At 66.7% G+C, this 13,030-nt stretch carries 9 protein-coding genes, 1 tRNA gene and 1 pseudogene; 7 read left to right on the top strand and 4 right to left on the bottom strand.

Annotation, left to right across the window (positions count from 1 at the left end):
• Positions 1 to 133 precede the first annotated feature (133 nt).
• Together edd and eda are read left to right on the top strand one after the other, a co-directional pair.
• Positions 134 to 1,951: a phosphogluconate dehydratase gene (gene edd / locus CG50_RS13590; protein ID WP_036639474.1), complete on the top strand. Its 1,818-nt coding sequence runs from the start codon at positions 134 to 136 to the stop codon at positions 1,949 to 1,951.
• A gap of 19 nt (positions 1,952 to 1,970) precedes the next feature.
• Complete coding sequence (gene eda / locus CG50_RS13585; protein ID WP_036639472.1) at positions 1,971 to 2,612, top strand: bifunctional 4-hydroxy-2-oxoglutarate aldolase/2-dehydro-3-deoxy-phosphogluconate aldolase; 642 nt, start codon at positions 1,971 to 1,973, stop codon at positions 2,610 to 2,612.
• Between the two features lie 187 nt (positions 2,613 to 2,799).
• Here eda and CG50_RS13580 read toward each other — a convergent pair whose 3' ends face one another.
• On the bottom strand, positions 2,800 to 5,592 hold the full coding sequence (locus tag CG50_RS13580) for a [protein-PII] uridylyltransferase family protein (RefSeq protein WP_036639470.1): 2,793 nt from the start codon (positions 5,590 to 5,592) through the stop codon (positions 2,800 to 2,802).
• Between the two features lie 97 nt (positions 5,593 to 5,689).
• Here CG50_RS13580 and CG50_RS13575 point away from each other — a divergent pair, with 97 nt between their 5' ends.
• Positions 5,690 to 6,166, top strand: a complete 477-nt coding sequence (locus CG50_RS13575) for a YbaK/EbsC family protein (RefSeq protein ID WP_036639537.1) — start codon at positions 5,690 to 5,692, stop codon at positions 6,164 to 6,166.
• 240 nt (positions 6,167 to 6,406) lie between these two features.
• Here CG50_RS13575 and CG50_RS13570 read toward each other — a convergent pair whose 3' ends face one another.
• Positions 6,407 to 6,826, bottom strand: coding sequence for a CoA-binding protein (locus tag CG50_RS13570; RefSeq protein WP_036639467.1), 420 nt, complete (start codon positions 6,824 to 6,826; stop codon positions 6,407 to 6,409).
• A 267-nt stretch (positions 6,827 to 7,093) separates the two neighbouring features.
• A complete protein-coding gene (rlmB, locus tag CG50_RS13565; RefSeq protein ID WP_036639465.1) occupies positions 7,094 to 7,876 on the bottom strand; it encodes a 23S rRNA (guanosine(2251)-2'-O)-methyltransferase RlmB in 783 nt (260 codons plus the stop codon).
• A 122-nt stretch (positions 7,877 to 7,998) separates the two neighbouring features.
• Here rlmB and CG50_RS16880 point away from each other — a divergent pair.
• The 4 genes from CG50_RS16880 (at position 7,999) to arsJ (ending at position 11,473) form a co-directional block, all read left to right on the top strand.
• Positions 7,999 to 8,082: transfer RNA gene (locus tag CG50_RS16880), tRNA-Tyr, on the top strand.
• Between the two features lie 223 nt (positions 8,083 to 8,305).
• The gene (locus CG50_RS13560; RefSeq protein ID WP_036639463.1) at positions 8,306 to 9,166 is read left to right on the top strand and encodes a metalloregulator ArsR/SmtB family transcription factor; all 861 of its coding nucleotides are present in this window, start codon (positions 8,306 to 8,308) and stop codon (positions 9,164 to 9,166) included.
• 16 nt (positions 9,167 to 9,182) lie between these two features.
• On the top strand, positions 9,183 to 10,193 hold the full coding sequence (locus CG50_RS13555) for an ArsJ-associated glyceraldehyde-3-phosphate dehydrogenase (protein WP_152559535.1): 1,011 nt from the start codon (positions 9,183 to 9,185) through the stop codon (positions 10,191 to 10,193).
• Positions 10,190 to 11,473 (top strand): organoarsenical effux MFS transporter ArsJ, encoded by a 1,284-nt coding sequence (gene arsJ, locus CG50_RS13550; protein ID WP_051910006.1) that lies wholly within the window; start codon positions 10,190 to 10,192, stop codon positions 11,471 to 11,473. The genes CG50_RS13555 and arsJ overlap by 4 nt, the downstream gene beginning before the upstream one ends.
• A gap of 767 nt (positions 11,474 to 12,240) precedes the next feature.
• On the opposite strand, the pseudogene CG50_RS17115 reads toward arsJ, so the two are convergent.
• Positions 12,241 to 13,030: pseudogene (locus CG50_RS17115) on the bottom strand (glycoside hydrolase family 19 protein); the annotation flags it as partial.

Here is a 13,030-nt window from a genome sequence, read left to right as displayed (position 1 = left end):
CTCCTCCGGGCCGGTTTAGGCTTGCCAGCCCGGCCCGGGCGGCCGCATCATCGGCCCCAGCGGAACGATTGATTTGTTATCGCTAACCGCGCTACACCTCTTGCGTTGTCCCGTCGCCGACCGGAAGGAAGCCATGACCGACACGCCCGTTCCGATGAACAGCACGATCGCCCGCGTGACCGAGCGGATCCGCACCCGCTCGGCGGCCTCGCGCGCCGACTACATGGCCCGCATCCGCGAGGCGGCCGCCAAGGGGCCGGCGCGCACGCATCTGACCTGCGGCAATCAGGCCCATGCCTATGCCGCCGCGGGCGAGCAGAAACCGCTTCTGGCCGAGGGGCGGGTGCCCAACATCGGTATCGTCACTGCCTACAACGACATGCTCTCCGCCCATCAGCCGTTCGAGGTGTTCCCGGCACGGATCAAGGCCGCGCTCGACGGCACGGCGACGGCACAGGTGGCAGGCGGCGTGCCCGCGATGTGCGATGGCATCACCCAGGGCCAGACCGGGATGGAGATGTCGCTGTTCTCGCGCGACGTGATCGCGCTCGCCGCCGGGGTGGCGATGAGCCACAACTGTTTCGACGCGGCGATCTATCTCGGCGTGTGCGACAAGATCGTGCCCGGGCTGATCATCGCGGCCGCGACCTTCGGCCATGTGCCCGCGATCTTCGCGCCCGCGGGACCGATGACCTCGGGCCTGCCGAATGACGAAAAATCGCGCGTGCGCAACGCCTATGCCGCGGGCGAGATCGGCCGCGACAAGCTGATGGCGGCCGAGATGGCCTCGTATCACGGGCCGGGCACCTGCACCTTCTACGGCACCGCGAATTCGAACCAGATGCTGATGGAAATCATGGGCCTGCATCTGCCGGGCGCGAGCTTCATCAACCCGAACACGCCGCTGCGCGATGCGCTGACCGATCACGCCGCGCGCCGGGCGGCGGCGATCACCGCGCTCGGCAACGATTACCGCCCCGCCGCCGAAATCCTCGACGAGCGCGCCTTCGTCAACGGCATCGTCGGGCTGATGGCGACGGGGGGGTCGACCAATCTGGTGATCCATCTGCCGGCGATGGCGCGCGCGGCCGGGATCGTGCTGGATCTGGAAGATTTCGACGAGATTTCCTCGGTCGTGCCGCTGATGGCGCGGGTCTATCCGAACGGTCTGGCCGACGTGAACCATTTCCACGCCGCGGGCGGGATGCAGTTCCTGATCCGCGAGCTGCTGAAGGGCGGCTATCTGAACGCCGATGCCCGCACCGTGGCGGGCGACGGGCTGGCGCTTTACACGCAGGAGCCGAAGCTGATCGACGGCCGGCTGAGCTGGGTCGAGGGCCCGGAGACCAGCCTGAACGACAAGATCCTGCGCCCGGCCGCCGCGCCGTTCCAGCCGCAGGGCGGGCTGAAACAGCTGTCGGGCAACCTCGGGCGCGGGGTCATCAAGATCTCGGCCGTGGCGCCCGAGCACCGGCTGATCGAGGCCCCCTGCCGCGTCTTCACCGATCAGGAGCAGGTCAAGGCCGCCTTCGCCGCGGGCGAGTTCACCTCGGACACCGTGGTCGTGGTGCGCTTTCAGGGGCCGCAGGCGAACGGTATGCCGGAACTGCATTCGCTGACCCCGGTGCTGTCGGTGCTGCAAGGCCGCGGGCTGAAGGTCGCGCTGGTGACGGACGGGCGGATGTCGGGGGCCTCGGGCAAGGTGCCGGCGGCGATCCATGTCTGCCCCGAGGCCGTCGGCGGCGGCCCGATCGCCAAGGTGCAGGACGGCGACATCCTGCGCCTCGATGCCGAGGCGGGCACGCTCGACTGCCTGAGCGAGGGGTTCGAGACCCGCCCCGCCGCCACAGCGGATCTCTCGGCGAACGAGCACGGGCTCGGGCGCGAGCTGTTCTCGGTATTCCGTCGTAACGTCGGCCCCGCCACCTCGGGCGCGGCCGTGATCGTGTAATCCAGCCCCGGAGGCCTCGATGACCCCAGCAGAGCAATCCCGTCAGGCGCGCCGGATCTGCGCCCTCGCCCCGATCATCCCGGTGATCGTGGTGAAGGACGCGGCCCATGCCGTGCCGCTCGCCCGTGCGCTGGTCGCGGGCGGTCTGCCCGCGCTCGAAGTCACGCTGCGCACGCCGGTGGCGCTCGAGGCGATCCGGGCGATGGCCGATGTCGAGGGCGGCACTGTCGGCGCGGGAACACTTCTCACTGCGGCGGACGTGAAGGCGGCGAAGGCGGCGGGCGCGCGTTTCGGCGTCTCGCCCGGGCTGACCGAAACGCTGGTGAAGGCCTGCGAGGACGAGGGGCTGCCGCTCCTGCCCGGCGCCGTCACCGCCTCCGAGGTGATGCGGGCGATGGAATGGGGCTATGACTGCCTGAAGTTCTTCCCGGCCGGCACCTCGGGCGGAGCGGCGGCGATCAAGGCGCTCGGCGCGCCGATGCCGCAGGTGGGGTTCTGTCCGACGGGCGGGGTGAGCCTCGCGAATGCGACCGATTACCTGTCGCTGAAGAACGTGCTCTGCGCCGGCGGCAGCTGGGTCGCGCCGCAGGCCAAAATGGAAGCGGGCGACTGGATGGGGATCGAGGACCTCGCGCGCGAGGCCGCGGCGCTGCCGCGCTGACCGGCGGCCGGCTCTGCGCCCTGGAAAGTTTAAGATAGGGGGCTCTGCCCCCTCGGGCCTTCGGCCCTCACCCCCGGGATATTTGAGGCGAATCGAAAGCAGGAGCCTCTGCCCCATTCGTCTTTCCTCAAATATCCCGGGGTGAATTGCCCCGCAGGGGCAAGAGGGGCAGAGCCCCTGCCTTCCTTCACTGTTGAGCCGGACCGACGGCACGGTCGATGATCGCGGCGGCCTGCGCCGTAACCGTGGCGAGGCGCGTAGCCATGCCCGCCACAGTCTCGCAGCCGGTTTCGCGCAACAGGAAGGCGCGACCGCCCTCGCCGATGGTCTCGGGGTCGATGGGCCGGTCAGTCAGCAGCCTGCCGCCCGCCTGCAGCCGCCACAGGAACCGATAGGCCGAGGCAAGCGTGGCGGCATCCTCGCGCGAGATCAGCCCGTGACGGGCGCCGACGTTCAGCTGCGGCTCGACATGGCGCGCGGCGCTGCCCGCACGCAAAGCGAAGCTTTGCGCCAGCAACTCCAGATCCTGCAACCGGCCGGGACCGATCTTGGCTTCCCACGCAGACTCGGGCGTCTTGGCCGCGAAGATCCGCGCCCGCATCTCGGCGAGATCGGGCATCACCCGCGCCTCCCGCCCCTTCTCGCGCAGCACTTCGAGGCGCACCGCCTCCACATCGTCCATCAGCGAAGGCTCTCCGGCGAGTGGACGCGCGCGGGTCAGCGCCAGATGCTCCCATGTCCAGGCCTCGTCCATCTGATAGCTGCGGAACGATTCGAGCGAGGTCGCCACCGGCCCCTGCCGCCCCGAGGGACGTAGCCGCATGTCGACGTCATAGAGTTTCCCCTCGGGCATCGCGGCGGTGATCGCGGTGATCAGAGATTGCGTCAGCCGCGCGAAATATTGTCGCGTCGCCAGGGGCTTCGGCCCGTTTGACATCTCGGCGCCGCGGGCGTCGTAGATCACGATCAGATCGACGTCCGAGGCGGCATTCAGCCGCTCCGCCCCGAGCGAGCCCATCCCCACCACCACCGCGCCGCGGCCGGGCTGAGGCCCATGGCGGCGGGAGAATTCGGCCACCACCTCGGGCCAGAGCGCGGCGATCGCCACCGAAGCGATATCGGAATACTGCCGCGCGGCCTCGGCCGCATCGACGATGCCGCGCAGATGATGCACGCCGACGCGGAACTTCCATTCCTTCGCCCATCGCCGCGCCGCATCAAGCCGGCTTTCGTAATCGCCTTCGCGCGCGAAAGCATCCTCGAGCCCGGCGCGCAGCACACCAGCCCCTTGCCAGGGCGCGAAGAACGAGCCCCCCAGAACCGCATCGAGCACGCCCGCGTTGCGCGACAGATAGGCCGCGAGGCCGGGCGCGGTGGCGCAGATGTCGACCAGCAGCTCGATCAGCTGGGGGTTCGATTCGAAGAGCGAAAACAGCTGCACCCCGGCCGGCAGACCTGAAAGAAACCCGTCGAACTGACGAAGCGCCTCGTCGGGGTTGGCGGCGCGCGACATGCGCGACAGGATCTCGGGCTCGATGCGAGAGAACACCTGCTGCGCGCGCTCCGAGCGCAGCGCCGGATAGCCGCGCCAGCCCTCGATCATCCGCTCGACCGCCGGGTCGAAATCCGGGCGTGCCGCGCTGGCCGGCTCGGGGGCGAAGAAGCTGCCGGTCAGCGTCTCGACGCGCAGGAGGCGACCGTGCAGTTCTGCACTCCATGCCGCAACGTCCGAGGCCCCCGACAGGCAGGCGACACGGGCAAGCCCTTCGGCCGTCGCCGGCAGCACATGGGTCTGGGCATCGTTGACCATCTGGATGCGATGCTCGATCTCGCGAAACGCGCGGTAATGGTCGGTCAGCTCGGCCGCGACATCGGCCGGCACCCAGCCCGCCGCCACCAGCCGTGCGAGCCCCGCCACCGTGCCGCGCACCCGCAGCGACGGATCGCGCCCGCCCGAGATCAGCTGCCGGGTCTGGGTGAAGAACTCGATCTCGCGGATGCCGCCACGGCCGAGCTTGAGGTTGTGCCCCGCCACCACCACCGGCCCGTTCAGCCCCTTGTGATCGCGGATCTTCAGCCGCATGTCGTGGGCGTCGCGGATCGCCGCGAAATCGAGGTGCCGGCGCCAGACGAAGGGCGTCAACTCGTGCAGGAAGCGGGTGCCGGCCGCGATGTCGCCGGCGCAGGGGCGGGCCTTGATATAGGCGGCGCGTTCCCAGGTGCGGCCTTCGGATTCGTAATACAGTTCGGCCGAGGCCATCGACAGGCACACCGGCGTCACCGAGGCATCCGGGCGCAGCCGCAAGTCGGTGCGGAACACGTAGCCATCCGATGTGCGGTCATTGAGCAGCGCCGCCATCTTGCGCACGGCACGCACAAGGGCGCTCCTCGCCTCGACCCGGTCGGCCGGATCGTAACGGGTTTCGTCGTACAGACAGATCAGGTCGATGTCGGAGGAATAGTTCAGCTCGTCCGCGCCCATCTTACCCATGGCGAGCGCGACCGCGCCGCCAGCCGTCGCGATATCGGCTTCGGTCTGGCCGGGCAGACGGCCGCGGCGGATTTCCTCGCCGACGAAATGACGCAATGCGAGATCGGCCGCGCGATCCGCGAGACGGCTGAGCGCGCCCGTCACCTGTTCGAGCGTCCACACCCCACCGAGATCGGCCAGTGCCGTCAGCGCGGCGATCCGGCGCTTGGCCCGGCGCAGCTCCGCCCCGAGGGTATCGGGGACAACGGTGCCGATCCGGTCGAGTTCCGCCGCGAGCGCCGAGGAAGGATCGCCGGCGAGCGCCCCTGACAACCACTCGCCTTCGCGTTCGATCAGCGCGGCGAGGAAGGGCGAGCTGCCGGCCGCGCCCGCGATCAGCGCACGCAGGGGTTCAGGGGCGGGCCCGAAGCTCTTGACGACATCGGCGCCGCGCTCCCTGTCGAAGGGAAGCGGGCAACGGCTCAGGGCGGAAACGAAATCGGCACACATGGTGCCACGATAGCCGCCCCTGCGCCGGGGCAGAAGTGGGTTTCGGAGCGTGACGCGGCGCGCTAGACCCCGGAGGGTCAGGAACATGGAGAGCAAGATGAGCAAATCGCTCAACCGGGTGAGGGCCGCCCTTGACGCGGCAGGTGTCGCGGTGGAGATCCGCGAGGTTTCTCAGGCCCGCACCGCCGCTGAGGCGGCCGAAGCGGCCGAAGCGGCGGGTTGCGCGCTCGATCAGATCGCCAAGTCAATCATCTTTCGCGGTGAAAACAGCGGGCGGGTGATCCTGTTCCTGACCGCAGGCGGCAACCGGGTGAGCGCCGAAAAGGCAAGTTCGGTCGCGGGCGAGCCGCTTGGCAAGGCCGATGCCGCACAGATCCGGGCCGAGACCGGCTTCGCCATCGGCGGTGTATCTCCGGTCGGTCATCTGACCCCGATCCGCTGCTTCTGGGATCCGCGGCTGAGCGATTTCGCCACGATCTGGGCCGCGGCCGGAACGCCGCACCATATTTTCGAGATCGCGCCCGCGACGCTGCTGCGCATCACCGGAGCGGAACCGGCGGAATTCACGGAATGACCCTGAGAACCGGGGCTCCGCTCCACAAGAAGCAAAGAAGGGGGCTCTGCCCCCTCGGGCCTGCGGCCCTCACCCCCGGGATATTTATGGAAAGATGAAAGAGGAAGCGCACCCTGCACCTTTCATCTTTCCATAAATATCCCGGGGTGAATTGCCCCGCAGGGGCAAGAGGGGCAGCGCCCCTCTGTGCGGTCACGCTTCGTGACGCGGCGGCGGGCTGATAGCATCATCGCGACAGCCTCAGCCGATCAGGCGGGGGTATTCGATCTTCGGACATCGGTCCATCACCACCCGCTTGCCGGCGGCACGGGCAGTCGCGGCACCCTCGGGGCTGATCACCCCGAGCTGGGTCCAGATCGTGCGAAGCTCCGGCAGGTGAGCGAGGGCCTCGGTGACGATGGCCGGGACAGTTTCGGAGGCGCGGAAGATATCGACCATGTCGACATGGGCATCTTCGGGGATGGCTGCGAGATCGGGATAAACCCTCTCGCCGAACAGGGTCTGACCGGCGAGGCCCGGATTGACGGGAACGATCCGGTAGCCCCTGCGCTGCAGGAATTCCGCTACGTGGAAAGACGGCCGCTCGGGTTTTGCCGACAGTCCGACGATGGCGATCACCCGGGTGTCTTGCAGAATCTCGCGGATTTGGGCATCGGTCATGACGGTCTCCGGAATGGGAACGAGGCCCGAGACCGGCCCCCGAACGCCGAAAAGATCAGAAAAAAGCGCCCGAGCCAAGAAGGCCGGGCGCTCAAGTGGCGGAACGAGGGACAGTGAACTGGAAGGGCGGCGGTTCCAAAGCCGCTCTTCTGATTTCCAACATAAGACATGAGTCGCACCTTTAAAGGGCGAATCGAAAAAATATGCCGAGAATGTGATGTTTTTCGCTTGCGCTGCCCCGGGATAAGATGCAGCGCCGCCGACAGATCAGCGGTTCGCGGCCGCATAAAGCGACACGGCCGCCGCATTCGAGACGTTGAGCGAGCCGAAGGCCCCCGCGAAGGGAATGCGCACGATCATGTCGCAGGTCTCGCGCGTCTTGTCGCGCAGCCCCGGCCCCTCAGCGCCGAGAACCAGCCCGACAGGGCGCTTGCCGACCTGTGCGAGGCCCTCGGCGAGGGTCATCTCGGCTTCGCCGGCAAGGCCGACGAGAACATAGCCCATCTCGCGCAGCTCGGTCATCGCGGCGGCGAGGTTGGTCACCCGCAGATAGGGCTGACGCTCCAGCGCGCCCGAAGCGGTCTTCGCGAGCGCGCCGGTTTCGGGGGCGGAATGACGGGCGGGCGAGACCACGGCGCGGGCACCGAACACCTCGGCCGAGCGCAGGATCGCGCCGACGTTGTGCGGATCAGTCACCCGGTCGAGCAGCACGACCAGAGGCGCCCCGGCCCCGGTCAGCGCCACGTCGTCGAGCTTGCCCCAGTCGAGCGGACGGACCTCGAGCCCGGCGCCCTGATGCACCGAATCGGACGAGATCGGCACCACCTTGTCGAAATTGCGCGGCTCGACGATCTCGGGCTCCAGCCCGCCGGCGGCCACGGCATCGCCCAGACGGTCCGAGGCATTCTTGGTCAGCACCAGACGCAGCCGCTCGCGGTTCGGATTCAGCAGCGCATCGCGCACCGCGTGAATGCCGAACAGCCACACGGTTTCCGCCGCCGCGGCGCGCTTGGCGCGTTCCTTGTCGATCACCCAATCCGGCTTTTTCATCGTCAGACCTTTCGTTGGCCCCTACCTGAGGCCTCGCGTCCGCTTTGGCAAGGGGCGCATGTCATGCGGGGTAAAAAAGCCGCTTGACGCTCTGTGCACCCCCGGATATTCAGCGCCACGTCGGGTGACGAGCTGCAAGGTGCGGCAGCGGACTGTAACTCCGCCGGGGAGACCCACGCCTGGTTCGATTCCAGGGTCACCCACCACTTATCCCTTGTTCTACAACGGGAAAGTGGTGGACCGACAGTAAGGCGACAGCCTGTCCTCCCAGACATAAGATCCGCTCAATGAGTGCGAATGCTGTGGTGTAAACGCGGCAATCCTTGCGCGACGGCCTCAGCCTGCGCCGGGTCCGGCGGCACATCTCCGGCCGGGATTGTCATGAAACCTTCATTCGACGCGATCAATCATTTCCATTAATCTGGAAATATGGAACAGAATCGCGCCACTCTCGCCTTTGCCACCCTGGGACATCCGGGCCGCCTTGCGGTGTTCAGATTGCTGATGCGCTTCGCCCCGCAGGGCGTGCGCCCGACCGAGATCGCCGAGGCGCTCGGGATGAAGCAGAACACGCTTTCGCATCATCTGGCCGAGCTGACGGCCTCGGGCCTTGTCGGGGTCGAGCGGCAGGGACGGTCACTGTATTACGCGGTCGATCTCGGCGTGACCGAGGGGCTGATCGGTTATCTCGCGCTCGATGTGGGCCGGGCCCGGCCGGACCTGTTGCCAGCCCTGCCCCCTGCCGGCACGCAGGCCGCCCCGATGGCGTGCCCCGAGGCCGGGTTCAACGTGCTGTTCATCTGCTCGGGCAACTCCGCCCGCTCGATCTTCGCCGAGGCGCTGTTGCGCGATCTGGGAAAGGGTCGGTTCCGGGCGTTCTCGGCCGGCACGCGCCCCAACAGCGCGCTGAACCCCTTCGCGCTGGAGGTGCTGCGGCGCAACGGACATGACACCTCAGGACTGCGGGCCAAGCATGTCTCGGAGTTCCGCCGCGCCGGCGCGCCGGTGATGGATTTCGTGTTCACCGTCTGCGACACCGCCGCGGCCGAGGATTGCCCGCCCTGGCCCGGACAACCGATCGCCGGTCACTGGGGCCTGCCAGATCCGGTGAAGGCCACCGGCACCGAGGCCGAAAAGGCCCTGGCCTTCGCCCAAAGCTACGCCGTTTTGCGCCGCCGGATCATCGCATTCGCCGAACTGCCCGTCGAAAGCCTCGGCCGGATGTCGGTGCAAACGCGGGTCGATGCGCTCGGCGCCGCACCCGAAAGCGAAACCCCACGGAAAGCCTGACCCCATGACACATCCCCTGCCCCGCATCGCCATCAACGGCCTCGGCCGGATCGGAAAACTTCTGCTGCGCGAGCTGACCGATACCGGAACCGGGGGCGAAATCGTGCTGCTCAACGATCCGATCGGAGATGCGCGGCAACACGCGCTGCTGATGGAGTTCGACTCCGTTCACGGCCGCTGGCCCACGCCGGTGAGCGCGGCACACGAGGCGCTTGTCCTCAACGGCCGGACCGTCCCCCTGACGCATGAGCGCAGCATCGACGCCCTTCCGCTGGCCCGGATGGGCGTCGATATGGTCATCGACTGCACCGGCGCGTTCCGGACCGCGGCGAAGGTCGCGCCCTACTATGCCGCCGGGGTGCGCAAGGTCGTGGTCTCGGCCCCGGTGAAGGAGGACAGCGCCCTCAATCTTGTCTATGGGGTGAACCAGCACCTTTACGACGGATCGCAGGCGCTGCTGAGCGCGGCGTCCTGCACCACGAACTGTCTGGCCCCGCTGGTGAAGGTGATCCATGAAGCGCTCGGGATCCGGCACGGCTCGATCACCACGATCCACGACGCGACCAACACCCAGACCATCGCGGACCGCCCGTCGGCGGACCTGCGCCGGGCGCGTTCGGCGCTGACGAACCTGATCCCGACGACGACCGGCTCGGCCACGGCGATCACACTGATTTACCCCGAGCTGAAAGGCCGCCTGAACGGCCATGCCATCCGCGTACCGCTGCTGAATGCGTCCTTCACCGAGGGCGTGTTCGAGGTCGCCCGGCCGACCACGGCCGAGGAGGTGAACGCGCTGTTCGCCGCCGCCGCCGCCGAGGGGCCGCTGAGCGGCATCCTCGGCTTCGAGACCCGCCCGCTGGTGTCGAGCGACTTCACCAACGACCGCCGGTCGGCCATCGTCGATGGCCCCTCGACCATGGTGATCGACGGCACGCAGGTGAAGGTCTGCGCCTGGTATGACAACGAATGGGGCTATGCCTGCCGGCTTGCCGATATCGCGCGCATGGTCGCGGCATCGCTGTGAGCGGGCCGGGCCGGGACAGCGCCCCGCGGCCAGATCGGCCGGAAGACGCGCTGCGCGCCTACGCTGCCGTCACCGCGGCCTACTGGGCCTTCATGGCGTCCGACGGGGCGTTGCGGATGCTGGTGCTGCTGCAGTTCAACAGCCTCGGCTTCACGCCGGTGCAGCTGGCCTGGCTGTTCCTGCTTTATGAGGCCGCAGGGATCGCGACCAATCTGGGCGCCGGATGGCTGGCGGCGCGGTTCGGGCTGGCGGCCACGCTGCATGGCGGGCTGGCGTTGCAGATCGGGGCGCTCGTGGCCCTTGCGCAGCTGGATCCGTCCTGGGGAGTCGCGGCCTCGGTCGTCTTCGTGATGGCGGTTCAGGGGGTTTCGGGCGTGGCCAAGGACCTGGCCAAGATGTCCTCGAAATCCGCGGTGAAACTGCTGGCTCCGAAGGAAGATGGCGGTCTGTTTCGCTGGGTCGCGGCGCTGACCGGATCGAAGAACGCGGTGAAGGGCCTGGGGTTCTTCCTCGGGGCAATGCTGCTTGCGCTGGTCGGGTTCCGGGCCGCGGTCTGGAGCATGGCGGCCGTGCTCGCGCTCATTCTGGCGGCGGTCATGATGTTTCTGCCGTCGGGTCTGCCGGGGCGGATGAAATCCGACGAATCCTGGGGCGGCTGGCGCGCGACGGACGCACGGGTCAACCGGCTGTCTCTGGCACGCCTGTTCCTGTTCGGCGCGCGCGATGTCTGGTTCGTGGTCGGCATCCCGGTCTACTTTCAGGCCGCCCTGTCCGACGGCACGAGCGAGGGACGCCGCACCGCCTTCTTCCTGATCGGCGGCTTTCTGGCGCTGTGGATCATCGGTTACGGTGCGGTGCAGGCGCTTGCGCCCCGGATCCTCGGCGCACGGGGCCAACCGGAATCCGGGATCATCCGCAAGGCGATCTTCTGGGCCGGGCTTCTGGTGCCGATCCCGTTCGCGCTGGCGATCGCCGCCGCGATGGCCGGCGGGCCCGCCCCCTGGCTGAGCGCCACGCTGATCGGCGGGTTGTTGCTGTTCGGCTATGTCTTCGCGATCAATTCCTCGGTCCACTCCTACCTGATCCTCGCCTTTGGATCGGCCGAGAGGATCACCCGCGACGTCGGCTTCTACTACATGGCGAATGCGGCAGGCCGGCTGGTCGGAACGCTTCTGTCGGGGCTCAGCTATCAGATTGGCGGGCTTGCGCTTTGCCTGACGACCGCGGGGGCGATGGCTCTGGCAAGCTGGCTCGCGGTGCGCCGGCTCGCCACAGACTGAGCCGCGTTTTTTCCGGAGAAGCCTGGGGCATGAGAGATCAGGCCCTTCTGCTCAGAAGCTGCGAGATGTCGCGCGTGTGATCCAAGGATATCTCTGAATAGTCCCGAGTTGTTGAAACGCCTTCGCGTCTCCTCATCTGCTGCCACCCGAGTTCCGCGGCCGACAGCCGAAGAAACGCTGGAACCCATGCGCGAACAAACAAGGCAATATGCGGCAAAATACGGCATCGGATTAAGCCCATCGCAGCACATGAAGACAAGTGTAAGTCAACTCAATGGTTTATATCTGAATACATACGGGGGATCTGGCGAAGGGGGTGGGACTGAAATCCAACCTTCTCCACCCCAATGCCGCCATAGTCCATTGTTTTTACTTAAAATATAAACGGGCCTCCGCTGTAATCTGAGATGCATTCAGCGAAAATCGGTGGTTGCATTGGCATGTCTTCGGTCTCAATCTGAGAGCTGTCGCGCATAGCAATGTCGGGCACCGGCCCAGCCGTCATATCGATATACGCCAAGTCCGATCTGGGAAGGCGTAGGTGTCAAGGACGCGGGAGTATTGCGGCAATGAATGCCGCCATGGAAACTCGATCGTCAGCAGGATGACCGACGTATTGCAGTAGCGGCTCTGGATCGTTCGCGCCCTCGCCGTCAAACTCGTAGTCCAGTTGTCGGCCGGTCGTTTTGTCGGTCAGATGGATGGCAAATCGATCCTCGCCTCGAGGCCGTAGGTCAACTAGCAGCGTCGATTCGACAGAAGGGCCATCAAAGATCGTTTGGCCCACGGATGGACTGGCGAGGCCCGATAGCAAGAGAGCAGCACGGATCCAGACAGCGTTTCTCATTCCGCGTCTTCGAAGCGCGGGCGAGAGACGGAAAACGACAGACGTTTGCGAAAACCTCCGCCTCGCTCAGCCGACGAATGTTTTCCCGGCGTTGCTCATAGGAATCCGTCCCACGATTGATGATCGCTGTAATGCTGTCGGCGGCAGCGCGGTTGATACCTGCGTCCGCGAGCGAATAGAGATCGTTGGCGTGCCAGAACCAAAGGGCCGAACGAACGGCGTAGCGTGGTGTTTCCAGCAAGTCCGGCTCAGCCTCGAAGTCGATCTGCTCACCGAACATTTGAGCATGATCTTCGGTGAAGGCTCGGTAATTCGCGCGACCGGTGACCTGCTTAAGGGCGCGTCCGCGGAATCTCCACCCGTCACCACTCTCGACATTCCCATTCCCGTTGCAGTCCGCATAGGCACGGTTTGCGATTGCTTCCTGATCTGCGGGATGGTCGGCAGTTCTCGCGTAGAGCAAGGCTTCGTCCGGGTTGCGCCTGAAATAGCTGAAGATAGATCCCAGGCGGTCCGCCCGATAGTCGAGGCTCTCCACAAGCCGCACTCGTTGTCCGACCTCTTGAAGCACCTGACCGAAGAAATGCGCCAGTCGCTCGGGACTGTTCAACTGGGCCGTCACGATCTGGAGGTCGATCTCCCGGGCAACTTGCGTCAGACGTGAGCTACTCCCCATCCCTTTGAGGTGGTCCCCATTTTCCGGACAGTTT

It is taken from the genome of Paenirhodobacter enshiensis, from assembly GCF_000740785.1.
In the GTDB taxonomy this organism is placed as follows: Bacteria; Pseudomonadota; Alphaproteobacteria; order Rhodobacterales; family Rhodobacteraceae; genus Rhodobacter; species Rhodobacter enshiensis.
This window is presented reverse-complemented; position numbering and strand designations above follow the sequence as displayed.